The following is a 22,513-nucleotide window of genomic DNA, read 5'->3' as shown; positions in this document are numbered from 1 at the left end:
CCACATATCGTAATTGGTTTTGGCCACCAATATCCGTTATGCATATTTCGCATGCTAACCTATAATTAGCATTAAAGTTAATAAATAAATTACGATAAAAGAATCCGAAACCTTAATTTGGAATCGTGGTTATCTTAAGAATGTCCAGATTTTGAAGAGTTATGTTTTATTGATGAATTGAGATAGAAAAACAAACGAATAGTATGGTTCATGTCGTATTTATTACCGACAATCTTTTGCTGATAGACATTCATATATCCCAAATCATAGCTGAATTTGGGACTGATATTCTGCTTAATTCCAATAAATAATCTATTTTGATCAAATGTGTTGTAAACAATATCTTTTCCAAACTGAATCAATATTTCATCCGAAAGCACTAATGAAGGGAGCTTTTTGTCATTAAACACAGGTATTGTAAAACTTGCCAAATACCGCACTCTATCAGTGAAACGAGTTTCACCCGAAGGTTTATCATTAATCATTATTTCATGCCATCTCTGCTCGTTTCGAAGTCTCTGCAGTACGCTTACATTTCCAATTTTGGTAACCAACTGTGCCTGTTCGTATATTCTGTTCTCATCAGAATATGCTGTCCATCCTTCCTTTACGGGCGCCAGCCACATGTGTGCGTAACCTCCCGTAACCGAAACTGAAGCATTTGGAATGTATGAAATCCCTCCTCTCAAAAAATAAAAATTATTACTTTCAAAAAAACCATCTTCCCGAATATGAGCATCAGCCACAACTCCCCAGTGCTCTGCAAATTTTGTTACGGTATTCAATGAAACCCAGGTTTGGATCTGCTGGTTTACTTCTTTTTTGGCAACTTGACCAAAGATTAAAATGGGAAACAATAAAACTAGAACTTTGTATAAATTTTTCAAAATAACTAAGAATTTGGTTCAGGAATAAGTTTACAAGAAAAATTAAACAAAACATATTAATTTTTCCATTGTAAATTTAGTTTTCATCTTAGGATATTAACATGATTTTTATCATTCATTCCAGAAAAAATCAAAGTTATTATGATAATAAAACATAGCAGTAGTGACTAAATTCATTACAGCTATATTCCTTTACTCTTTACTTCTAAGCTGATATTTTTCAATAATATAATTTGTAATAGGTCTTAATGGTTTTCCTGATTCGGGATGAAGACCGTACTGGTTAAAAAGCTCTATTTTACCATTTTCTTTCGAATACCAAACAACAGGCTTATCATTTATAAAAAATACCTGCTCTGCTTTTGAATCCAGTTTTTTCAGCTTCATCGTTGGCTCATCAACAGGAACTATCAAATTCAATTGACCAATTCCTAATTGATTATTCAAACAATCCACTGCTTCATAATGATTTGCTTGCCATTGCATGCATTGTTTGGTTGGGAAAAATATATTTTTTGCCATGTATCCTGTAAAAAACAAAGAGATTAAAACAATAGCGATAGTCATTATTTTTTTATCCCCTCCCTTATCTGTAATAATCCCTTCTTTTTTTGTGACAACTTCTATATTCTTTTTTGGAACGACACCAACTTCTTCAAGTTCATTTTCTGAAAAATTTTCATCAACTATTTCAATAACACCAGTATTTTGACAAAACTTTTCATACGGTCTCGGAGTAAGACCAACAATAATGGCTGCCATTTCAATCCTCGCTTTATTTTCGGAATTTATTCCGCCTAACAAAAAAGATCGTATCGGTCTAAATCTGCTTATTTCACAATTTTCAATGGCCCTTCTCAAACTCTCTTCCTCTTTTACATTGAAAAACAGTTTCATTGTTGTTTTATCATTATTGGAAAGAGATTTATCAAAAAAAATTAAGCATAAATTACGCAATTGTGCAGGACTTGGATTTTTCAATATACCAGTATCATCTTCTGCTTTCTTCTTTTCATATTGAGTTTTAATAGCTTTTTTGTAATCATCGAAAGTAATTTTACTCATATCATTTACTGGAATTAATTAACATTAAATGGAAACAATCGGAATTACTGGAATTACTGGAATTCCATTGAAATCATTAGACAGAAACAGCATTACTTTGCTTCAGAATTAGTTCTTGTTCGATTTCGCGATACGGACAAATGTACAAAACTAGTTTCAAAAAGTGTTGCTAAACAGCGTAGTACGATTATTCGGGAAGTATAAAAATACTATACTGTTTTAAGCACACTTCACTTCCCGCAAGCAAAAAACAATGAGTTTTTAACGGCCAGCCTATCCAGGCAATAATTCGATTTCAATATCGAACGGCCAAACCTATGTCTAATTTTTAAATCCAATAAAATGAAAAAAATATTTCTTATATCGTGTTATATTATTGCAGTAGTGGCAATGGCTTCTTGTACCAATGATGATGTGGAGACAAATCCGCATGCAGAAAATCAGCAAATTAGCGCTGATGATCCTGGAGATGGGCAAAGCGGGCAAATACCAACTAAGCCCCCTAGACCTTAATTGTTAGTATATTAACCAAAAATTTTTACGGTTTTAATTAATTTGAGTATTTTCGGGAAATGATAACAAAAAAGTTACGTTTCCCGAATTTCTATTCATCACTTATTATTGTATTGGTCCTATTTGGATGTACCAAAAGACCGAATATAAATAATGACAAAAAAAACAATACTGCTTATCAGGTTTATATTGATTATGCTGAAAAATATTTTGCAGATTCAAAATACAATAGTGCTTTCATTTATTATAACAAATCAAAATTAGTCTGCAATCCTGATAAAGATTCCACTAAAATAATCTACTCATTACTAAAGATAGCAACAATTCAGCAAATACAGGGTGATTATAACAGTAGTGAAACCAGTGCTACTGAAGCAATCTCATTTTTCAGCAAAAAAACAGAAAATCTATATAAAATTGCTATTTATAACCTTTTAGGTATCAACTATGAAAATTTATTTGATTATAATACTGCAATTTATTATTACGGTCAAGCATATAATTTAGCAGAAGATAAATTACAAAAAATAATACTTAAAAACAATATCGCCGTTGTTTATTTAGATCAAAATAAATACCCGCAGGCAATTACTATTTTATTACCATTAACGCGAGAAATTGAAGTGCAGAAAAACAAGGAAAATTATGCACGAATCTTAGATAATTTAGGATATTCTTATTTTCGATTAAATGATATTAAAAGTTTATCCTATCTCAATCAATCATTAAAAATAAGAGAACTCATCAAAGATGACTTTGGATTGGCAAAAAGTTATATTCATTTATCTGAATTTTATAAAAGTACAAATCCAACATTATCTTATGACTACTCTAAAAAAGCGTATGCTACTGCTACTAAAATAAATGATGTTGACAACCGTTTAAAATCATTGACTTTATTAATGCAGAAAAGCAGTGGAAATGATTCTAAAAAATACACAGAAATCTACCTCCGCATCAACGATAGTCTTAATCAGGCAAGGCAAAAGGCCAAAAATCAATTTGCAAAAATAAAATATGATTCAACAAAAGAAAAAAATGAAAACCTTGTTTTAAAAGCCCAAAAAGCGGAAGATGCTTTAGAACTGGAGCTACAGAAAAACCAAAATTATGTTGCCTATTTTTTTATTATCTTGGGAATTATAACTTCTGCATTCTATTATTATTATTGGAAAAAGAAAAAGGAAAAGGAAAAACAAAAAGCAGTTTATGACAGTGAAACGCGAATATCAAAAAAACTGCATGACGAACTAGCCAATGATGTATATCAGACTATGGCTTTTGCCGAAACTCAAGATTTACAAAATCCTGCCAAAAAGGAAACTCTTTTGGGCAATCTCGATAAAATATATGCGCAGACCCGAAACATTTCGAAAGAAAACAGTAAAATTGAAACTGGAGCCAATTTTGAGAATGATTTAAAAGAAATGATATCAGGTTATAATAATGATCAAATCCAAATAATTATTAAAGACAACGGCGAGATCAATTGGCAGAAAATTGAAGCTGAAAAGAAAATTGCGGTCTACAGAGTTTTACAGGAATTAATGGTCAACATGAAAAAACACAGTCAATGTTCTTTTGCTTCCATTGGTTTTGAATCGAATGAAAAACACATTGAAATCAATTATTCGGACAATGGAATTGGAATAAAAGATTCTTTAATTTTAAAAAATGGACTTTCTAATGTGGAAAACCGTATTAATGCCATAAACGGAACTATTACTTTTGATAAAGAAACCGATAAAGGCTTTAAAGTCAAAATAACAATTCCCAAATAATTACTGAATATGTTCAAAAAAGTTTTGATAGCAGACGACATTGATTTTAATGATATTGCAGCAGTACAAGTGCTGAAAGATTTAAAAGTTCCTGAAATTGCCTATTCCAAATACTGCGATGACGCTTTGCTGAAAATCAAAAGAGCCTACAAAGACAACGAACCTTATGAATTATTAATATCCGATTTGTCGTTCAAAGCTGATTACAGGGAAAACATTCTCAACTCTGGTGAAGAATTAATATCGGCTGTAAAACAATTATTTCCGGAAATAAAAATCATTATATTTTCTATCGAAGATAAATCCTATCGTATAAAATCACTATTTGATAAATACGGAATCAATGGTTTCGTAATGAAAGGGCGAAACAGTATTGCCGAACTCAAAAAAGCCGTCGAAGTCACGTACCAAAATAACCAAAAATACTTATCACCTGATTTGAATTATATTCTTCAGGACAAGACCGTCAATGAAATTGATAATTATGACATCCAGCTCATTAAATATCTTTCCAAAGGTGTAACTCAGGAAAATATGGAAGCTACTTTTAAGGAAGCCGGCATTACACCAAATAGCAAAAGTACCATCGAAAAACGGCTCAACAAACTCAAAATGTACTTCAAAGCAAACAATCCAGCTCATCTTGTGGCAATTGCCAAAGATTTGGGACTGGTTTAAGCAAAACTTCTTCACTTTTGACCTAACATGTTTTCTACAACCTGTTAGGTCTTTTTATTTTACTCTCAATCAGTTTTAAAAATATTTTTCCTCTTTACGGATTCCCGTAAGGAATTGGTTTGCAATGGTTTTAAGTTTGAATATTAATAATCAAATAAAAACAAACCATGAACTTTCCAAAATTTATAATTAAAAAAAGCACAAACGATCAATTTTACTTTAACCTATGGTCTAAAGATGAAGCCATTATTTTAAAAAGTGAAATGTACACTACAAAACAAAATTGCAAAAACGGAATTGAATCCGTTAAAACAAATGTACCATCGGATAAAAATTATGACAGAAAAACATCCGACAACTCAAAATATTATTTTGTTCTAAAATCTCAAAACAACGGTCAAGTAATTGGAACCAGTAATATGTATCCAAGTACATCCGATAGAGATTCTGCCATTGAACGCGTGAAAATTGATGTACCAAAAGCCGAAACTGAAGATTTATCTTAATTCATAAATTTTATGGAACTATCTATACAACTCAAATCTTTAGCCGATAAAATCAATCTGCTAAAGGATAAAATTGAAACCGAAGAATCTACCAAACATGCTTTTGTACTTCCTTTTATTAATATTTTGGGCTACGACACCTTCAATCCAACTGAGGTTGTTCCAGAATTTACTGCCGATTTAGGTTTAAAAAAAGGAGAAAAAGTAGATTATGCCATTATCCAAAATGATGAACCAATCTTAATTGTTGAATGCAAAAACTGGAAGGAAAAGTTAACCGTTCATAATTCTCAGTTATTTCGCTATTTCCATGTTACAAAGACCCGTTTTGCCCTATTGACAAATGGCATTCAATATCAATTTTTCACGGATTTGGATGAAAAAAACAAAATGGACGAAAAACCTTTTTTCGAATTTGACATTTCCCAGTTAAAAGACAGTGCGGTAAATGAAATTGCTAAGTTTCACAAATCCAGTTTCGATGTCAATAAAATATTAGACAATGCCAGCTCTTTAAAATTCATAAAAGAAATCCGTAAACAGATTGATGCTGAGATTCAAAATCCCTCACCTGAATTTGTACGGTTATTTGCTTCAAAAATATATAGTGGCAGACTGACCGAAAAAGTTATGGAAGAATTTACAGAACTAGTTCAAAAAGCATTCGGGCAGTTAATCGGTGAAAAAATAAACGAGCGTCTTCATTTTGCCTTAAACAAAGAGGTCATCATCCAAGAAAAAGACAAAATTGAAGAAACAGAAGAAAGCAAAATCATTACAAGCGAAGAAGAATTGGATGCCTATCGCATTGTAGTTGCTATTTTGAGACGTAAACTTCACATACAAAGAATCGTTCATCGTGACACGCAATCCTATTTTGGGGTTTTACTGGATGACAACAACCGAAAACCATTATGCCGATTACATCTTAATGGCGGTAAAAAATACATCGGTCTTTTCAATAGTGATAAAAACGAAATCCGCCAGCCCATTCAAACCATTGATGATATCTATTTGTTTGAGAAAGAACTTCTAGAAACTGTTGGATTGTATGAAACTGAGTAAATTATATATTATAAATCATGAAAAATATTTACCTATTACTAAGCTGTATCATATTCTGTTCTTGTTCTAAAAGTTACATATGCGAATCAAACTATGAAACTCCTATATATTTAGAAAAATCAGAAAAAAGCAATATTGTTTTTGTCGTTCCAAAAAACACAGAAGTTACAATTATTGGAAAATCAAGAAAATTTAAAAAAATAAAAACTGACAAATATGAGGGCTGGACTAATAGTCCTAATTTAAATTTTAAATCAAAAAAAGACAAAGTAAACAGCTCTAATTCATATAAAAAATATAATTCGAGTTCATATAACAAAACAGTTAATGTTAAGGGATACTATAGAAAAAATGGAACCTATGTAAGTCCACATACAAGAAGTTCTCCCAAATCATATAAAAGAAAATAATCATGGGCCTAAGTTTTAGAAAAAGAGTTAACCTTGGCAGTGGTTTGGGGTTAAACATTAGTAAATCTGGAATTTCTCCCAGTATTAGAACCAAAGCAGGAAGTATTAGCAGTAAAAGCTTTTCTGTTAAAACCGGAGTGTCCGGAGTTTCTTATCGAAAAAATTTCAGCACAGCAAAAAACAGCGGATGCATGATGCTTCTTACTATACTGGGAATAATGGTGCTATTACTAATTGTTTCCATCTAAAGAACTTGCCTTTTCAAAACTATTAAATTTTAAAAAAACATGAATACACCAATTATGACAATAGAACTAAAAAGTCATTTTCTTAGACTTTACCAAATGGCTTTAGCTGATGACAACTTTGATGTTTTAGAACTTCAAATGCTGTATCAATTTGCCGACGAAAGAGGAATCCCAAAAGAAGAATTGGATAAATTATTCTTAAATTCAATAAATAGTGATCTAAATATCCCAGAGGATCTTAATACAAGAGTCGAATATTTATTTGACTTAACGAGAATCATTTGGGCTGATGGCCAAATCACTATTGATGAAATGAATACTCTAAAAAAGTATTGTAAAAAATTTGAATTTCAGGAAGAAAACATAGATGAATTAGCAAATTACCTAATTGATTGTGTTCAAAAAGGAATTAATAAACACGAAATTATTAATCAGTTAAATTCTTAATTATGAAATCACTTCAGCAAATATTCAGCTTGAAAAAAATTGAAGAACCACAATCAAATTCTTTTGAAGAAAATGAAGAAAATAGAGAGCAAATCCGAATAACTTATTACCAAAGCGGGTTTGCGGCCTCAGTTAAGGCAACTGGAAAACCTATTGTTTTGAGAGCATGTCTGCAAAATTTATTCAGCAGTTTTGAAGATCAATGCAGAAAACAAAGTTTAGAACAGGAAAGATTAAAACAGCCATACAAAGAAGAACAGGAAAAAAGTAGAACTGAGCTTAAAAAAAATGAAACAGCAATAGCTATTTATGAACAGAAAGATCAAGAATTTAATAATTTAACAGATACCATTCAACAGGAAATAGTTGATGTAAAAGTCAATCCAAATAAATATATCGATGATGGTAAAGGGCAAAAAGCACAATTCTATGTTGGTTTGATCTTAATACTTCCAATAACTCTTTACTTATTAGTTTTTTATATCTCAGCATCTTACTCCGCATTCTTCAAAGAATTTTCAGATGACAGCTTAACCGCAGCTATTTTTGATGCCGATGCTCTTACCAATTCCTTTAAAGCCAGCTGGCTGGAAGGCGTACTGGTTATTACAATTCCATTTGTATTTATGGGATTGGGATATATAATTCACATGGTTCAAAAAGGCAAGGGAATAAAAAACACTTTTAGAATGATTGCCTTATTTACCACAACTTTCCTATTTGATGGATTATTGGCCTACATAATTGAAAAAAAGATATACGATTTCAATAAAACACCAGATTCTCCCGTCTATAATTTAAGAATTGCATTAGAACAGGCAGAATTTTGGATGATAATTTTTGCTGGCTTTGTAGTCTATATTATTTGGGGATTAGTATTTGACTTTGTGATGAAGGAACATGAAAATATGGATAAAATCAGAGTATTCATTCGTGGAAAAAAAGAAGAACTAGCTAATCTGGAAAAAGTCAAATTAGAAAATTCAAATAAAATAAATGATTTTAAACAAAAGGTTGTAAGTACTAATGGCACAATCCGAGAATTACAATCCAAAATAGATGGATTTGTATTTCCTGTCAAAGAATATCTTAACTATCATCACCAATACAAAGAAGGATGGTATCAGGCAATTGGAACTGAAATTGCGTTACCATATAAAGAAAAAGAAGAATTATTAGCAAACTGTGAATCTACATCGACAGAACATCTGAAACAGCTAAATCTTATTGATCCTGATTTTCAACACTTAGTATATTCAAAAAATTAAACACGATGAAACTAAACTTTAAACTACTAGTCATACTATTTACTATCATTACTTTTTCTTGCAAAAATGAAGAAAAAGAAGAGAGTATCAATGTTTCTAAAGCAAAAGATGTTTCAAAAAATTTAAACATTAGTCTATTGCTTGATTTATCAGATAGAATCAGTCCAACGAAATTTCCCAACCCAACAATGGAATATTATCTGAGAGATGTTGGATACATCAATTCAGTTTCTGAAGCATTTACAGAACATGTCCGAAGTAAAAAAGTTATACTGGCGCATGATAAAATTCAGTTATTCTTTGATCCAACTCCCCTTAATCCTGAAATAAACAAGATCTCAAAAGATTTAAAAATTGAATTCAACAAAGGAAATGTTTCAAAAGAAATAATCAGCAAAAGTAAAACTACTTATGCAGTTAAACCTTTAGAAATATACAAGCTTGCCATTAAAGATGGAAATTATATTGGTTCTGATATATGGAAATTCTTCAAAACAAAAATCAATGATTATTGTGTAGAAAAAGATTATCGAAATATTCTAGTGATATTAACTGATGGCTACATCTATTACAAAGACACACAGATAAAAGACGGAAATCTAACAACTTATCTCTCTCCAGAATTAATAAAAAGCAATAATCTCAATAGTCCGCAATGGAGTGAAAAAATAATAAATCAAAAATTAGGTTTTATAAAAGCTAACGACAATTTATCAAATCTTGAGATTCTTGTATTGGGAATTAATCCGGACCAAAAAAATCCTTATGAAGAAGATGTGATAAAAACCTATTGGGAAAATTGGTTCAAAGCAATGAAAGTAAAAAGATTCGAAATAAGAAATACTGACTTACCTTCAAATATGGACAAAATAATAAAAGATTTTATATCCAATAAAGAATAATTAATTTATTGGTTTAGCAAAAAAGTGTTTGGTTGTAATATTATGTCTTACCGTTTCCCCCACAAATCTAAACTGTACTCACCCTAATTTCGAAATAAAAAACATGACAAAAAAACTACTTTTTATATTTCTTCCCTTCTGTTTTCTAACCTCCTGCAAAAAAGAACAGCCAAAAATACAACCACAAACCTTCTTCAAAGAAGTTATCACTCCAGATGACATTAAGACGATTACACCGGAGGAAGCCAAGACCTATCATAAAGATTTAAAACACAAATACGAGTATAGAACTGGAACTTACGGTAATTATAAATACAACTATATGGTAAATGGATTGGACCAAGAGGGAGATTCTGTATCCGGCATTATCAATATTAAAGGTAAATATGGCGCCGGCATAATTATCAATAAAGACAAAGAGACTATTGACATTAAAGTCGAATGGATGGACTATGGCAAACTAAAAGGTAATGACGATGAAGGAAACCACTATCAGCTAGAAGCCGATTAAATAACTCTTTGTGGCTAGGAAGACTCATAATCCTTTTCCAATCTTTATCTTTGGGCATTATTTCAAATCAATGAACAAAATATACTGCTTTCTTTTTTTACTTTTTGCCTCCTCCTTTTATTCTCAAACCAAACTTCTTTCATGGAATCTGGAGAACTTTGGAAAATCCAAATCCAATCAGGAGATTGCCTTTATTTCCAATACTGTAAAGGACTTCGATATTGTAACAATTCAGGAAGTCGTTGCTGGAAATGGTGGTGTGCAAGCTGTGGCGAGACTCGCCGATGAACTCAACCGAAAAGGAACAAAATGGGATTACCGCATAAGCGATCCCACATCGAGCAGCATGTATAAAACTGAACGATATGCTTTTCTTTGGAAAACCAATAATGTAAAATTAAAAGGAAAACCGTGGCTGGAACGCAATTATCATCTCGAAATTGACCGTGAGCCCTATTTTGCCACTTTTGAAATTAAAGGAAAAACAATAACAATTGCCTCTTTCCATGCTATTACCAAAAGTAAACAGCCCGAAACCGAGATTAAATATTTCAAATTTCTACCACAGGAATATCCAAATCTAAATCTGCTTTTTGCAGGAGATTTCAATTGCCCTCAGTCAAATTCGGTTTTTACGCCTTTAAAGAAAATGGGGTTCGCTCCTATTTTAAAAAATCAAAAAACATCATTAAAAAAAAAATGTAAAGGTTCTAATTGTCTGGCTTCTGAGTATGACAATGTGTTTTACAAAACGAGTTCGATAAATTATTTAAAATCGGATGTGATTTTGTTTTACGAAAAATTTATCTCCCTAAAAGAAGCCCGAAAAATATCAGATCACATTCCAATCTGGCTTGAATTCTCTTTGAACTAACGAAATTTGGCCACGAATTCACATATAATCTTTTGCAATAGAAGCTTATAAATTACCGCAAATTCGCAGATTATTTTTATCTCACTAAGGACCAAACTACGTCTTTTGTTTTTTCTTTCTGGCTGCAGGGAACAAAACATTATTTAAAATTAATCGGTAGCCTGGAGAATTGGGATGCAAATCTAAAACTGTCGCAGGATCACCAACTTGGTGCTGAAAATCTTCGGGATCATGACCTCCGTAAAAAGTAAACATGCCTTTTCCTTTTTCGCCATGAATATATCTCGCCTCACCATTGAGTTCGCAGGTTCCCATCACTAAAACATTTGATTTTACAAATTCAGAATCAAAAGCTGTGGTCTGTCCCATAAATCCTTTTATTAACTGAGTATGGTTTTGGCACAACATACTCGGTATAAAATCCCATTTTGCCGAATATTCCATCAACGTAAAGTAATCTTTATCCATTGGAATCCTTCTTTTCGAAGTCATATCAATGTTGGAAAACTCATATTCCTCAGGTTTTCGTTCCAAAGTAAAGTTCTTGAAAGCGAAAGTATTATTAAAATTCAGTTTGGACTGATAATTTGCCTCGCTTGGATCGCCGTCAAACATCGATTCGCAAATATCAACTCCATCTGCAGACAAAGCAATATCAAAACTGTCCGTTGCTGAACACATGGCAAACATAAAACCGCCACCTATTACAAAGTCGCGAATTTTTTTGGCAACAGCGCCTTTTTCCTGAGAAACCTTTGGATAGCCTAGTTTTTTAGCCAAAGCTTCGGCATCTCTTTTTTGATCAATGTACCAAGGGACATTTTTGTAAGCTCCATAAAATTTACCATACTGACCTGTAAAATCTTCATGATGCAGGTGCAGCCAATCATACAATAATAGCTGATCGCTTAATACTTCTTCATCATAAATAGGTGTAAATGGAATTTCGGCATATGTTAAAACCAGCGTTACAGCATCGTCCCAAGGCTGTTTCCCTTTTGGAGTATAAACGGCAACCTTTGGAGCTTTTTCTAAAATTACGGTTTCCATGTTTTGAGAAGGGCTGGAAATTTCATTCAGGATTGATGCCTGTTCAGCATCTGAAAGCACTTCAAAACTTACACCGCGAATCTGACATTCTTTTCTAATTTCTTCGGCATCGGGCAATAAAAAAGAACCGCCTCGATAATTTAACAGCCAGCTGGCTTTGTAGTTTTTGGCCAGACACCAATAGGTAATTCCGTAAGCTTTTAGATGATTTTGCTGTGTCGTTTCGTCCATTGGCAGCAAAATAAAAGATGCTTTGGCAGTAATCGACATTAGAAAAATAAATATAAAAGGAAGTATTTTGCGAATCATTTTAAAACTATTTAAAGCAAAGATAATGGTAAGCTGTTAAAGAACTCATTTTATCTTTTACAATAATGAAAAGTAATTTTTTTTCATTTATATGTATTACATATCCAAGGAAACCAATTCGTTTTGAATCGCAAAAACAACCAATCCAGCAATATTTTTAGATTCTGTTTTCAAAAGTAAGTTATTCCTGTGGCCTTCAACAGTTCTTGGGCTTATGAACAGCTTTTCGCCAATTTCTATTGTGCTTTTTTGTCTGCAGATGAGCTGCAAAACCTCCAGCTCTCGTGAAGTGATAAAATTAGTATCAAAACTGCATTTAGTTTTTTTATTGGCAACAATATCATTTTGGATAATATCCATAACATAATCTGAATAATAAAAACCTTTTTCAGCTACTTCATTGATGGTAGCAAATAATTCCTGCGGGGTAGTGTTCTTGACTAAATAGGAAACGGCTCCCACATCTATCATATTTGCGATAAATGATTTTGAATCGTAACTGGTTAACGCAATTATTTTTATATCTGGAAAATCTTTTCGAATAATCTTTGTCGCTTCAATGCCATTAAGGAAAGGCATTTTCAAATCCATGATAATAATGTCCGGTTTTGGATTATCTCCTTTTAAAAACTCCATCAGTTCAAGTCCATTGGAGGCTTCAAAAACAACTTCTATATTCTCTTCTCTAGTCAATAAAAATGAAATTCCCTTTCGGAAAAGCACTTCATCATCAACCAAAATTATTTTTAAAGTTTTATTCATAATTTAAAAATTAAAAATAAATGAAACACCGCTGTTCATTTGTGATTCTATTGCTAGGTTTCCTCCTAAAATAGATACTCTGCCTGCCACATTTTTCATCCCTAGACCGTCATGGCTTTCCAGTAGATTCAAATCAAAACCAATTCCATTATCTGAATATTTACATATTTTCCCGCCTTCATTTTCATTGAAAGAAATCGTTATTGAAGTTGCTTTTCCATGCTGTATGGAATTTGCCAACAATTCCTGCAAAATTCTAAAAACATGAATATGTTTATCATTGTCATTAAAATTGAACTGGATATTGTTTTCATATTGTATATCAACATTTTCACTATCGGTCAATTCTGCGCATAATTCTTCAATTCCGGCATGGAGACCAAATTTATCCAAAACTGGAGGCAGTAAACTGTACGTCATTTTTTTAGAGCTGTCTAATGCTTTTGAAGTATAATCAATAATATTTTTGGTAATTTCTTCTATATCCTTTTGTGGCAGATTTGGGATTTTTAACAAATGACAATTTAGAGAAATCACATTTAACTTTGAACTAATTTCATCATGTAAATTCTGAGCAATCCGCTTTCTGTCCATTTCCAGTGTACGAACAGCAGCAGACAATTGGTTTTTGCTTGGAGAAATATCTAAACTATTAAATTCTACTCTCTTTTCCATAATTACATCTAAATTACCTAATTATTATTTATTCTTCTTCATTAATTCATAAATTACAATTTAATTTTTTTAACAAAATGATGTTTTTTAGAATTACTAAGTATTCAAAAACAACAAATATTATACAAATTAAATATTTTCCTGCTGATTAAAATTAAATAAAAATCATTTCCCTATAGAATATTCAGTTAATTTCTCTGCACTCTATTTAAGCTTTATGCTATATTTACAAACATATAACTAATTAATAATCAATAAAATAAATCTATTAATCAGTTCATACTTCTCTATACTTTGAAAAATTAAATTCTGAAAACCTTTTACGTATCATTTCTGAATCTTATGACATTAATTGCTGCGTTTATAACATTTTTTCCAATAGTAATATATTGACACAATAACTTTGAAATAAGAATAATATTATTATTTAAAACACAAAATGCTATCTATCAATATTTTATAAAATATTTATAATGTTTTTATTATAAATAAGTAATAGATATATAATTACTATTAAAATAAAACAAATTTCAAAGGAATATTAACTTAATACTTTAATTTATTATGGACGGAACAATGGCAGTGATTACAGCAGTAGCTTATGGAGATACTCCAAGAAATTGGACGCAATGTAATGGCCAATTACTTTCGATGAGTACTAATCAGGCTTTATTTGCATTATTAGGAACCACATATGGCGGTAATGGAATTACCACTTTTGCATTGCCAGATTTACGTTCACGAATTGCTGTTGGTACTGGCACTTCATCTGTATCAGGAGCAGTCTATGTACTGGCTGAAGCAAGTGGCACTACTACACAGGTTATGCAAATAAACAATATGCCTCCCCACAACCACAACGGGGCTGTAAGCCTATCATTGGGTGCTAATAATACATCTGGATTTGAAGCTTCACCAAAAGATAGCTATATGGGCAGTGGTATTGCAAACAGCTTTAGTACCAATAGCAATACTCCTATGGCAAATCTATTGTCTGCGGAGGCAAATATTGGAAATGCTGGAGGAAGCCAGCCATTTAGTGTACAATCTCCTTACTTGGCAATAAACTATATAATATGTTTACAGGGAGTATTTCCTAGCCGTAATTAAATTCACTAAATAATATTATACTCATTAAAAACTAAAATTATGTTTGTACAACCATTTATTGCAACTGTAACCGTCTTTGCCGGTAATTATGCTCCAGTAAGCTGGATGTTCTGTCAAGGACAATTATTATCTATTGCCGAATACAATGTTCTATATGCCTTAATAGGAACCACATATGGAGGCGATGGCCAAGAAACTTTTGGTCTTCCAGACTTTAGAGGCCGTAGACCCATTCACATAGGTCAAGGGCCAGGTATGTCAAAATATGTACTGGGACAAATTGGAGGATCAGAAACCACCACACTTCTTACCACAAATCTCCCAATACATAATCACCTAACCCCTGTATTAACAGGCACTCCACAAGGATCGACAGATACTACCGGAGTAGATACACCAACTAATGCAACTGTACCAGCTTCTGGTACAACTCAGTATGGATCTCCCGCTGGCAAATCAGCCATGGGATCTTACACTGGCAACGCTATAACACAACCTGGGGGAGGAAACAGTTCACCTATAGAAACTATTTCACCTTACTTGGCAATGAACTATATTATTGCAGTAGAAGGAATTTTCCCTTCAAGAAACTAATCTTTACACAATTTTAAAACATATATATCATGGATGGAGTTATTGGATACACTACTCTTTTTGCAGGTAATTTCGAGCCATATAATTGGGCATACTGTCAAGGACAAACAATTGCTATTCAAAGAAATACTGTATTATTTTCAATTTTAGGAACTACTTATGGCGGTAACGGAACCACTAACTTTAAGCTTCCTGATTTACAAGGACGTGCAGTGATAGGCGCAGGACAAGGTCCAGCATTAAGTCCTTACAGCTTGGGGGATGATGGTGGAACTGAAACTATGGTTATCACCTCGGCACAAATCCCATTGCATACGCATCCTTTTGCATACAAAATAGCACAAGATTCAGCAACTAGCGCTACTTCAGCTGTTACAACCAACAATGCGTATGGAGAGGATCCTTCAGGAAGTAATACACCATTTACGACTCCTGCCAATGTTGGCTTAAAACCTTTTGCAGGTAACCTTACAATGGCAAACGCAGGAACAAATACACCGGCACCAATATCAACAATAAATCCATACTTGGCATTAAATTATATTATTTGCCTGGCTGGATCTTTTCCACCACGTCAATAATTGCAATCAATTACAAAAGGAAATGAGATACAACAAAGCTCTCATTTCCTTTTTCAATAATTTTTAATTCATTAAATTATGCCTGTACGAATAGGTCTTTTATTACCTCGCTCAACTGACTATCCCGCTATGGGATTTGATATCCTGGATGGACTACGCACCCACCTGCATTTATTAGGAATCTTGGATCCTCAATTAATTACCGAAAACATTGGATTTGGAGATGACCAACAACTCAGTTATGCAAAAGCCGAAAAATTGCTTTTACAAGACGATGTCCAACTTTTAATTGCATACAGCAATATTCAAAATGCAGAACCACTCTACCAAATGGCACAATCATCTGGCAGAGCCTTTTTGTTTTTGGACACAGGAATGCAAACGGCAACAATTGATAAAATTCCAAATAACTGGTTTCTTAATTTACAAGGAATTGATACCTGTTTCCGTTTAGGTCAATTAGCAGGTGAAGGAGAGAGAAACGTAATGATGGCAAATTCTTTTTTTGATGCGGGATATAGGGGATCTCTTTTTGCTACGAAAGGATTAGACTTAACAGGAGGAGCTGTATCAGGCAACTACGTTAGTACACATAAAATCAGCGAATTCACTATCGATAGATATCTCGAATTACTTAACGAAAATGAACCTCAGGCTGTAATAGCAAATTTTAGCATTTACCTGACTGACCTTTTTTTAAAGGAATTAAAGAACAAGGGGGAATCCGCAACACCTTTCCCTTTTTATTGTTCTCCGTTTATGGCAGAAGAAACGTTATTAACCAAATGTGATTTTCCTACTGGAACATTTCATACAATAGTTCCCTGGTCATCGTCTGTAGAGAATGAAGCACAGCATTTATTTCTTACCACTATTCGTGAACAAAAAAACAAAACTGCCAACTTGTTTCATCTATTAGGCTGGGAAGCAGCTATAGCTGTGAACCATCTATTAAATAATGGCCCGCAATCTCTGGCAAACTGGTCGTTCGAAAGTCCACGTGGCAAAGTCACTTTTGATTCTGTTACTCAAAGCAGTTATGCTCCATTGTATAAAGGAATAATTGTTCCGGATATTGATGGAAAATGTGTGTTGGAGATTGAAGAAAAACTAGAGGTAACCAAGGAAGAACATCAACAAAACTGGACTCAAAAACAAGAAGAAATGTCTTCTGGATGGAAGAATAATTTTTTATGCACCTAAAGATGAAAATCGCTATACTCTGTAACGACCGACTAGGATTTCCTGCCTTGCAAAACCTGATTCAACAGCAATCAGTTATTGCAATTGGCACTTCTGATCGTGTTGGTGAAACCGCTTTATTCTTAAAAAAACTATCCGATTCAGTAAATATTCCATTCAAAATATTTCAAAAAGATAATTTAGAACGTGAGCTTACCTTATGGCTTGAAATTCATCAGCCAGATGTGGTTTTAGTTAAAACATTTCCATGGAAAATTCCAGCAACTATACTTTCTATTCCCAAATTTGGATTTATTAATTTTCATTATGCTCCCCTGCCTGCATTTAGAGGCCCTAACCCTTTATTTTGGATGATTAGAAATCGAGAATCAATAGGCGGAGTAACTGTACATCAAATGGACGAAGATTTAGACACTGGAGATGTATTGGTAACCAAAGAAGTACACATCTATCCTGACGCCAGTTTTGGAATGTTGATTGGACAACTGGCTAATACCGGCTTGGAAGTTACTACCTCATTACTACAAGCCTTGACAAACGGAACATTAAAACCCGAAAAACAACACAATGCCTCTTCGAAGTGGTACAGTCATCCCAAACTGGAAGATTTATTTATAGATTGGACAACAATGACATCATGGGAAGTAAGAGCAATAATAAAAGCATGTAATCCTTGGCAAAAAGGAGCGGCTACAAAATATAAGGGTTGGACTTTTGGCATTACAGATGCAAGTCTGTCATTTACAGCTGTAACAGCTGAAACAATACCAGGTACAGTAATAGCTCTTGATGAGTCGAACGGTTTAATTATTGCCTGTGCTGATAAAAAAGCAATTAAAGTGGAAGTAGTTTATTGTGAAGAAGGCTATTTTCCTGGATATAAAATGACTCAATTTGGTTTACGAAAAGGAGATAAATTAGATTAATATGAATATTCGTAAGTAATGTCAAACCTATAAAATTGATTACAGATTAAAAATATTCACACAGATTTCTTAAATAATTTATTGATAAATCTGTTAGAATCTTTACAATCAGTGTTAAAAAAATATTTGGAACACTTACTTGTTGTAATATAAATTAAAGCAAATGATAAAATGATTAAGGCAATTCTTTTCATTAAAAACATATTGAACAATTAAACGAATTAGACTATCTGTATAAAATTATTACATCAAAACCGCCTCGTTATGAAAAAAAAATTACTCTATGCATTAAGTGTCTTTCTTATTGTATATAACCTTCGGGCACAAGACACCTGGACAACACAAACAACACCTGTTCCTTCTAATACTTTAAATGATGTTATCTATGCAAATTCTATGTATGTTGCTGTGGGTGATGGCAATCCAGGCACTATAATAACTTCTACCAATGGAACTGCTTGGAATATTAGAACTTCTAATGCGACAGCTTCTTTGCAATCTGTTGCATACGGAAATGGAAGATTTGTTGCTAGCGGTAATGCCAATATTTGTACCTCTACTGATGGTATTACCTGGAGTTCTATACTAACAAGTACAATTTTTGGTAGCCAAACTGCAATTCTAGCAATTGAATACCTCAATAGTCAGTTTGTTGGTGTAGGCCAGAACGGTGCAATTATAACCTCCCCAGATGGATTAACTTGGACAATACGAAGCCAAAATATTTCAAATGTTCACTTCAGAGCAATTGCTTATGATGGCAGTAAATATTGCATTGTTGGTCAAGGAGGTAATATATACACTTCAAGTAACAACGCAGTAACTTGGAATCCTCAAACTTCTGGTGTTAGTACTATTTTATATACAATTGCCTATCGTTCAGGAAAATTTGTTGTTGGAGGTGTAGCACCTAGTTATCCTATTTTAACCTCCTCTGGTGGAATTAGTTGGGATTTGAATACAAATTTTACAACAAGCTCTATTTTTGGTTCAACTACTACAGCCAATAAATATGTTTCTGTAGGGCAGGCTGGTAGTATTATTACCTCTTTAGATGGAGCTACTTGGACACCAGTAACTGCTACAAATACAACAAACAACCTAAGATCAGTCACATTCTCAGGTACACAGTTTGTTGCAGTAGGAAATTCAGGTCAAATTTCTACTTCCCCACTATCTCCTACTATCATCACATCAGGAACAACTACAGCATTTTCTGCTTGCGCTGGTACAGCCTCCGCATCACAAAGTTTTACGGTTAATGGCGTCGCTCTCACCGCTAATTTAACAGTTACTGCTCCTACTGGTTTTGAGGTTTCTACTTCATCAGGGAGTGGTTATGGATCATCAGTAAGCTTAACTCCAACAAGTGGCACTGTTGGTACAACAACCATATTTACAAGAATCACAACGGCTGCTACGGGTACTCCTTCCGGTAATATAGTTTGTTCTTCTACTGGTGCTACAAGTGGAAATATAGCTGTTTCGGGAACCGTTAATACTTTACCTACTGCCTATTCCGTAACTGGCACGGCATCGTATTGCACAGGTGGATCGGGAGTAGCCGTTGGCTTGGTAAATTCTGAAACGGGGGTTAACTACCAATTAAAAAACGGCGTTACCAATGTGGGATCGGCTGTGGCCGGTACAGGATCGGCTATTTCTTTCGGTAGCCAGACAACCGCAACAACCTATACCGTATTGGCTACAAAAACTCTAGGAGGATGTACCGCAACGATGACCGGCAGCGCCGTGATAACTATTACATCTCTTCCAACAGCACCAACCGTATCCACTACTGCGGCTACCTGCTCGGCTGACGGAACGGCTTCAATTGCCAATTATTCCGCTGCTTTGAATTATGCATCAACTCCAGCTGGTGCAACTGTAGGCGCTTTGGGTGCCATTACAGGGACTCCGGGGACTGCTTATACTTTTATTGCTACAAATGCACTCTTTTGTGCTTCGAACGCTTCGGCTGCTGTGACCATTCCTGTGCAGCTGGCGGCTCCGGCAGCTCCGACCGTATCCACTACTGCGGCTACATGCTCGGCTGACGGAACGGCTTCGATTGCCAATTATTCCGCTGCTTTAACTTATGCTTCAACTCCTGCTGGGGCTACTGTAGGCGCTTTGGGTGCTATTACAGGTACTGCGGGAACTGCTTATACTTTTATTGCTGCAAATGCCTTGACTTGTACTTCGAACGCTTCGGCTTCGGTTACAATTCCAGTACAATTGGCGGCTCCGACAACACCAACCGTATCCTTTACTGCGGCTACCTGCTCAGCTGACGGAACAGCTTCGATTGCCAATTATTCAGCGGCTTTGACTTATGCTTCAACTCCGGCTGGTGCAACTGTAGGCGCTTTGGGTGCTATTACAGGGACTCCGGGAACTGCTTATACTTTTATTGCTGCAAATGCACTCTTTTGTGCTTCGAACGCTTCGGCTGCTGTGACCATTCCTGCGCAGCTGGCGGCTCCGGCAGCGCCGACCGTATCCTCTGCTCCGGCTACCTGTTCGGCTGACGGAACGGCATCGATTGACAATTATTCCGCTGCTTTGACTTATACTTCAACTCCGGCAGGGGCTACTGTAGGCGCTTTGGGTGCCATTACAGGGACTGCGGGAACTGCTTATACTTTTATTGCTACAAATGCACTCTTTTGCGCTTCGACCGCTTCGGCTGCCGTGACCATTCCTGCGCAGCTGGCGGCTCCAACAGCACCAACCGTATCCTCTGCTCCGGCTACCTGCTCGGCTGACGGAACGGCTTCTATTGACAATTATTCCGCTGCTTTGACTTATGCTTCAACTCCTGCTGGGGCTACTGTAGGAGCTTTGGGTGCCATTACAGGGACTCCGGGAACTGCCTATACTTTTATTGCCACAAATGCACTCTTTTGCGCTTCGGCTGCTTCGGCTGCCGTGACCATTCCTGCGCAGCTGGCGGCTCCTGCAACACCAACCGTATCCACTACTGCGGCTACCTGTTCGGCTGACGGAACGGCTTCGATTGACAATTATTCCGCTGCCCTGACTTATGCTTCAACTCCGGCGGGGGCTACTGTAGGCGCTTTGGGTGCTATTACAGGGACTCCGGGAACTGCTTATACTTTTATTGCTGCCAATGCACTCTCTTGTGCTTCGAACGCTTCGGCTTCGGTTACAATTCCAGTGCAGCTGGCGGCTCCGGCAGCGCCGACCGTATCCTCTGCTCCGGCTACCTGTTCGGCTGACGGAACGGCTTCGATTGACAATTATTCCGCTGCTTTAACTTATGCTTCAACTCCGGCGGGGGCAACTGTAGGGGCTTTGGGTGCCATTACAGGGACTGCGGGAACTGCCTATACTTTTATTGCCACAAATGCACTCTCCTGCACTTCGGCTGCTTCGGCTGCTGTGACCATTCCGGTGCAGCTGGCAGCTCCGGCAACACCAACCGTATCCACTACTGCGGCTACATGCTCGGCGGACGGAACGGCTTCAATTGCCAATTATTCCGCTGCTTTAACTTATGCTTCAACTCCGGCGGGGGCAACTGTAGGGGCTTTGGGTGCCATTACAGGGACTGCGGGAACTGCCTATACTTTTATTGCCACAAATGCACTCTCCTGCACTTCGGCTGCTTCGGCTGCTGTGACCATTCCGGTGCAGCTGGCAGCTCCAGCAACACCAACCGTATCCACTACTGCGGCTACATGCTCGGCGGACGGAACGGCTTCAATTGCCAATTATTCCGCTGCTCTGACTTACGCCTCAACTCCGACAGGGGCAACTGTAGGCGCTTTGGGTGCCATTACAGGGACTCCGGGAACTGCTTATACTTTTATTGCTACAAATGCACTCTTTTGTGCTTCGAACGCTTCGGCTGCTGTGACCATTCCTGCGCAGCTGGCGGCTCCAACAGCACCGACCGTATCCACTGCTCCGGCTACATGCTCGGCTGACGGAACGGCATCGATTGACAATTATTCTGCTGCTCTGACTTACGCCTCAACTCCGACTGGGGTAACTGTAGGAGCTTTGGGTGCCATTACAGGGACTCCGGGAACTGCCTATACTTTTATTGCCACAAATGCACTCTTTTGCGCTTCGGCTGCTTCGGCTGCCGTGACCATTCCTGCGCAGCTGGCGGCTCCTGC

At 35.5% G+C, this 22,513-nt stretch carries 23 protein-coding genes; 18 read left to right on the top strand and 5 right to left on the bottom strand.

The window, feature by feature from the left end; translation table 11 throughout:
• Window positions 1-134: 134 nt before the first annotated feature.
• Together C8P67_RS21150 and C8P67_RS21145 are read right to left on the bottom strand one after the other, a co-directional pair.
• Window positions 135-887 (bottom strand): DUF2490 domain-containing protein, encoded by a 753-nt coding sequence (locus C8P67_RS21150; protein WP_170141505.1) that lies wholly within the window; start codon window positions 885-887, stop codon window positions 135-137.
• Between the two features lie 192 nt (window positions 888-1,079).
• On the bottom strand, window positions 1,080-1,952 hold the full coding sequence (locus C8P67_RS21145) for a hypothetical protein (protein ID WP_115815191.1): 873 nt from the start codon (window positions 1,950-1,952) through the stop codon (window positions 1,080-1,082).
• 342 nt (window positions 1,953-2,294) lie between these two features.
• On the opposite strand from C8P67_RS21145, the gene C8P67_RS22230 reads away from it, so the two are divergent.
• The 12 genes from C8P67_RS22230 to C8P67_RS21090 all read left to right on the top strand — a co-directional run bounded on the left by C8P67_RS22230 (window position 2,295) and on the right by C8P67_RS21090 (window position 11,155).
• Window positions 2,295-2,465 carry a hypothetical protein gene (locus tag C8P67_RS22230; RefSeq protein WP_170141504.1) on the top strand — a complete coding sequence of 57 codons (171 nt, stop codon included), beginning with the start codon at window positions 2,295-2,297 and terminating at the stop codon, window positions 2,463-2,465.
• A gap of 59 nt (window positions 2,466-2,524) precedes the next feature.
• Complete coding sequence (locus C8P67_RS21140) at window positions 2,525-4,246, top strand: tetratricopeptide repeat-containing sensor histidine kinase (RefSeq protein ID WP_115815190.1); 1,722 nt, start codon at window positions 2,525-2,527, stop codon at window positions 4,244-4,246.
• 9 nt (window positions 4,247-4,255) lie between these two features.
• A complete protein-coding gene (locus C8P67_RS21135; protein WP_115815189.1) occupies window positions 4,256-4,924 on the top strand; it encodes a response regulator transcription factor in 669 nt (222 codons plus the stop codon).
• A gap of 167 nt (window positions 4,925-5,091) precedes the next feature.
• Window positions 5,092-5,430, top strand: coding sequence for a YegP family protein (locus C8P67_RS21130; protein WP_115815188.1), 339 nt, complete (start codon window positions 5,092-5,094; stop codon window positions 5,428-5,430).
• Window positions 5,431-5,442: 12 nt separating this feature from the next.
• On the top strand, window positions 5,443-6,495 hold the full coding sequence (locus tag C8P67_RS21125) for a type I restriction endonuclease (RefSeq protein ID WP_115815187.1): 1,053 nt from the start codon (window positions 5,443-5,445) through the stop codon (window positions 6,493-6,495).
• A gap of 17 nt (window positions 6,496-6,512) precedes the next feature.
• Complete coding sequence (locus C8P67_RS21120; protein WP_115815186.1) at window positions 6,513-6,905, top strand: SH3 domain-containing protein; 393 nt, start codon at window positions 6,513-6,515, stop codon at window positions 6,903-6,905.
• A 2-nt stretch (window positions 6,906-6,907) separates the two neighbouring features.
• Entirely contained in the window at window positions 6,908-7,153 is a 246-nt protein-coding gene (locus C8P67_RS21115) for a DUF4236 domain-containing protein (protein WP_211319947.1), read from the top strand.
• Window positions 7,154-7,192: 39 nt separating this feature from the next.
• A complete protein-coding gene (locus C8P67_RS21110; protein ID WP_245980560.1) occupies window positions 7,193-7,600 on the top strand; it encodes a tellurite resistance TerB family protein in 408 nt (135 codons plus the stop codon).
• A gap of 2 nt (window positions 7,601-7,602) precedes the next feature.
• On the top strand, window positions 7,603-8,868 hold the full coding sequence (locus tag C8P67_RS21105; protein WP_115815185.1) for an ABC transporter permease: 1,266 nt from the start codon (window positions 7,603-7,605) through the stop codon (window positions 8,866-8,868).
• A 5-nt stretch (window positions 8,869-8,873) separates the two neighbouring features.
• Window positions 8,874-9,770, top strand: coding sequence for a hypothetical protein (locus C8P67_RS21100; RefSeq protein WP_115815184.1), 897 nt, complete (start codon window positions 8,874-8,876; stop codon window positions 9,768-9,770).
• A gap of 103 nt (window positions 9,771-9,873) precedes the next feature.
• Window positions 9,874-10,281, top strand: a complete 408-nt coding sequence (locus tag C8P67_RS21095; protein WP_115815183.1) for a hypothetical protein — start codon at window positions 9,874-9,876, stop codon at window positions 10,279-10,281.
• 70 nt (window positions 10,282-10,351) lie between these two features.
• Window positions 10,352-11,155 (top strand): endonuclease/exonuclease/phosphatase family protein, encoded by an 804-nt coding sequence (locus C8P67_RS21090; protein ID WP_115815182.1) that lies wholly within the window; start codon window positions 10,352-10,354, stop codon window positions 11,153-11,155.
• A 96-nt stretch (window positions 11,156-11,251) separates the two neighbouring features.
• Here the strand turns inward: C8P67_RS21090 and C8P67_RS21085 are convergent, their stop codons facing one another.
• The 3 genes from C8P67_RS21085 to C8P67_RS21075 all read right to left on the bottom strand — a co-directional run bounded on the left by C8P67_RS21085 (window position 11,252) and on the right by C8P67_RS21075 (window position 13,951).
• Window positions 11,252-12,514, bottom strand: coding sequence for an asparagine synthetase B (locus C8P67_RS21085; RefSeq protein WP_115815181.1), 1,263 nt, complete (start codon window positions 12,512-12,514; stop codon window positions 11,252-11,254).
• A gap of 96 nt (window positions 12,515-12,610) precedes the next feature.
• Window positions 12,611-13,276: a response regulator transcription factor gene (locus C8P67_RS21080; protein ID WP_115815180.1), complete on the bottom strand. Its 666-nt coding sequence runs from the start codon at window positions 13,274-13,276 to the stop codon at window positions 12,611-12,613.
• Between the two features lie 3 nt (window positions 13,277-13,279).
• Entirely contained in the window at window positions 13,280-13,951 is a 672-nt protein-coding gene (locus C8P67_RS21075; RefSeq protein WP_115815179.1) for a sensor histidine kinase, read from the bottom strand.
• A gap of 564 nt (window positions 13,952-14,515) precedes the next feature.
• On the opposite strand from C8P67_RS21075, the gene C8P67_RS21070 reads away from it, so the two are divergent.
• From C8P67_RS21070 to C8P67_RS21045, 6 genes are all read left to right on the top strand, one after another.
• Complete coding sequence (locus tag C8P67_RS21070) at window positions 14,516-15,061, top strand: phage tail protein (protein ID WP_211319946.1); 546 nt, start codon at window positions 14,516-14,518, stop codon at window positions 15,059-15,061.
• Between the two features lie 39 nt (window positions 15,062-15,100).
• Complete coding sequence (locus C8P67_RS21065; RefSeq protein ID WP_115815178.1) at window positions 15,101-15,655, top strand: phage tail protein; 555 nt, start codon at window positions 15,101-15,103, stop codon at window positions 15,653-15,655.
• A 29-nt stretch (window positions 15,656-15,684) separates the two neighbouring features.
• Window positions 15,685-16,236, top strand: a complete 552-nt coding sequence (locus tag C8P67_RS21060) for a phage tail protein (RefSeq protein WP_115815177.1) — start codon at window positions 15,685-15,687, stop codon at window positions 16,234-16,236.
• A gap of 78 nt (window positions 16,237-16,314) precedes the next feature.
• Window positions 16,315-17,439: an ABC transporter substrate-binding protein gene (locus tag C8P67_RS21055; RefSeq protein WP_115815176.1), complete on the top strand. Its 1,125-nt coding sequence runs from the start codon at window positions 16,315-16,317 to the stop codon at window positions 17,437-17,439.
• 2 nt (window positions 17,440-17,441) lie between these two features.
• Window positions 17,442-18,365: a methionyl-tRNA formyltransferase gene (locus C8P67_RS21050; protein WP_170141503.1), complete on the top strand. Its 924-nt coding sequence runs from the start codon at window positions 17,442-17,444 to the stop codon at window positions 18,363-18,365.
• A 264-nt stretch (window positions 18,366-18,629) separates the two neighbouring features.
• A partial coding sequence (locus tag C8P67_RS21045; protein ID WP_394338671.1) for a beta strand repeat-containing protein occupies window positions 18,630-22,513 on the top strand: 3,884 nt, incomplete at its 3' end.

Origin of the sequence: Flavobacterium aquicola (genome assembly GCF_003385115.1) — a bacterium.
In the GTDB taxonomy this organism is placed as follows: Bacteria; Bacteroidota; Bacteroidia; order Flavobacteriales; family Flavobacteriaceae; genus Flavobacterium; species Flavobacterium aquicola.
Note: the sequence above shows the minus strand (reverse complement) of the source record. Positions and strands in the feature narration are given on the sequence as shown.

Coding starts and splice junctions, on each gene's coding strand:
- C8P67_RS21145 (WP_115815191.1), bottom strand. CDS start 1,952: ATGAGTAAAATTACTTTCGATGATTACAAAAAAGCTATTAAAACTCAA.
- C8P67_RS22230 (WP_170141504.1), top strand. CDS start 2,295: ATGAAAAAAATATTTCTTATATCGTGTTATATTATTGCAGTAGTGGCA.
- C8P67_RS21140 (WP_115815190.1), top strand. CDS start 2,525: ATGATAACAAAAAAGTTACGTTTCCCGAATTTCTATTCATCACTTATT.
- C8P67_RS21135 (WP_115815189.1), top strand. CDS start 4,256: ATGTTCAAAAAAGTTTTGATAGCAGACGACATTGATTTTAATGATATT.
- C8P67_RS21130 (WP_115815188.1), top strand. CDS start 5,092: ATGAACTTTCCAAAATTTATAATTAAAAAAAGCACAAACGATCAATTT.
- C8P67_RS21125 (WP_115815187.1), top strand. CDS start 5,443: ATGGAACTATCTATACAACTCAAATCTTTAGCCGATAAAATCAATCTG.
- C8P67_RS21120 (WP_115815186.1), top strand. CDS start 6,513: ATGAAAAATATTTACCTATTACTAAGCTGTATCATATTCTGTTCTTGT.
- C8P67_RS21115 (WP_211319947.1), top strand. CDS start 6,908: ATGGGCCTAAGTTTTAGAAAAAGAGTTAACCTTGGCAGTGGTTTGGGG.
- C8P67_RS21110 (WP_245980560.1), top strand. CDS start 7,193: ATGAATACACCAATTATGACAATAGAACTAAAAAGTCATTTTCTTAGA.
- C8P67_RS21105 (WP_115815185.1), top strand. CDS start 7,603: ATGAAATCACTTCAGCAAATATTCAGCTTGAAAAAAATTGAAGAACCA.
- C8P67_RS21100 (WP_115815184.1), top strand. CDS start 8,874: ATGAAACTAAACTTTAAACTACTAGTCATACTATTTACTATCATTACT.
- C8P67_RS21095 (WP_115815183.1), top strand. CDS start 9,874: ATGACAAAAAAACTACTTTTTATATTTCTTCCCTTCTGTTTTCTAACC.
- C8P67_RS21090 (WP_115815182.1), top strand. CDS start 10,352: ATGAACAAAATATACTGCTTTCTTTTTTTACTTTTTGCCTCCTCCTTT.
- C8P67_RS21085 (WP_115815181.1), bottom strand. CDS start 12,514: ATGATTCGCAAAATACTTCCTTTTATATTTATTTTTCTAATGTCGATT.
- C8P67_RS21080 (WP_115815180.1), bottom strand. CDS start 13,276: ATGAATAAAACTTTAAAAATAATTTTGGTTGATGATGAAGTGCTTTTC.
- C8P67_RS21075 (WP_115815179.1), bottom strand. CDS start 13,951: ATGGAAAAGAGAGTAGAATTTAATAGTTTAGATATTTCTCCAAGCAAA.
- C8P67_RS21070 (WP_211319946.1), top strand. CDS start 14,516: ATGGACGGAACAATGGCAGTGATTACAGCAGTAGCTTATGGAGATACT.
- C8P67_RS21065 (WP_115815178.1), top strand. CDS start 15,101: ATGTTTGTACAACCATTTATTGCAACTGTAACCGTCTTTGCCGGTAAT.
- C8P67_RS21060 (WP_115815177.1), top strand. CDS start 15,685: ATGGATGGAGTTATTGGATACACTACTCTTTTTGCAGGTAATTTCGAG.
- C8P67_RS21055 (WP_115815176.1), top strand. CDS start 16,315: ATGCCTGTACGAATAGGTCTTTTATTACCTCGCTCAACTGACTATCCC.
- C8P67_RS21050 (WP_170141503.1), top strand. CDS start 17,442: ATGAAAATCGCTATACTCTGTAACGACCGACTAGGATTTCCTGCCTTG.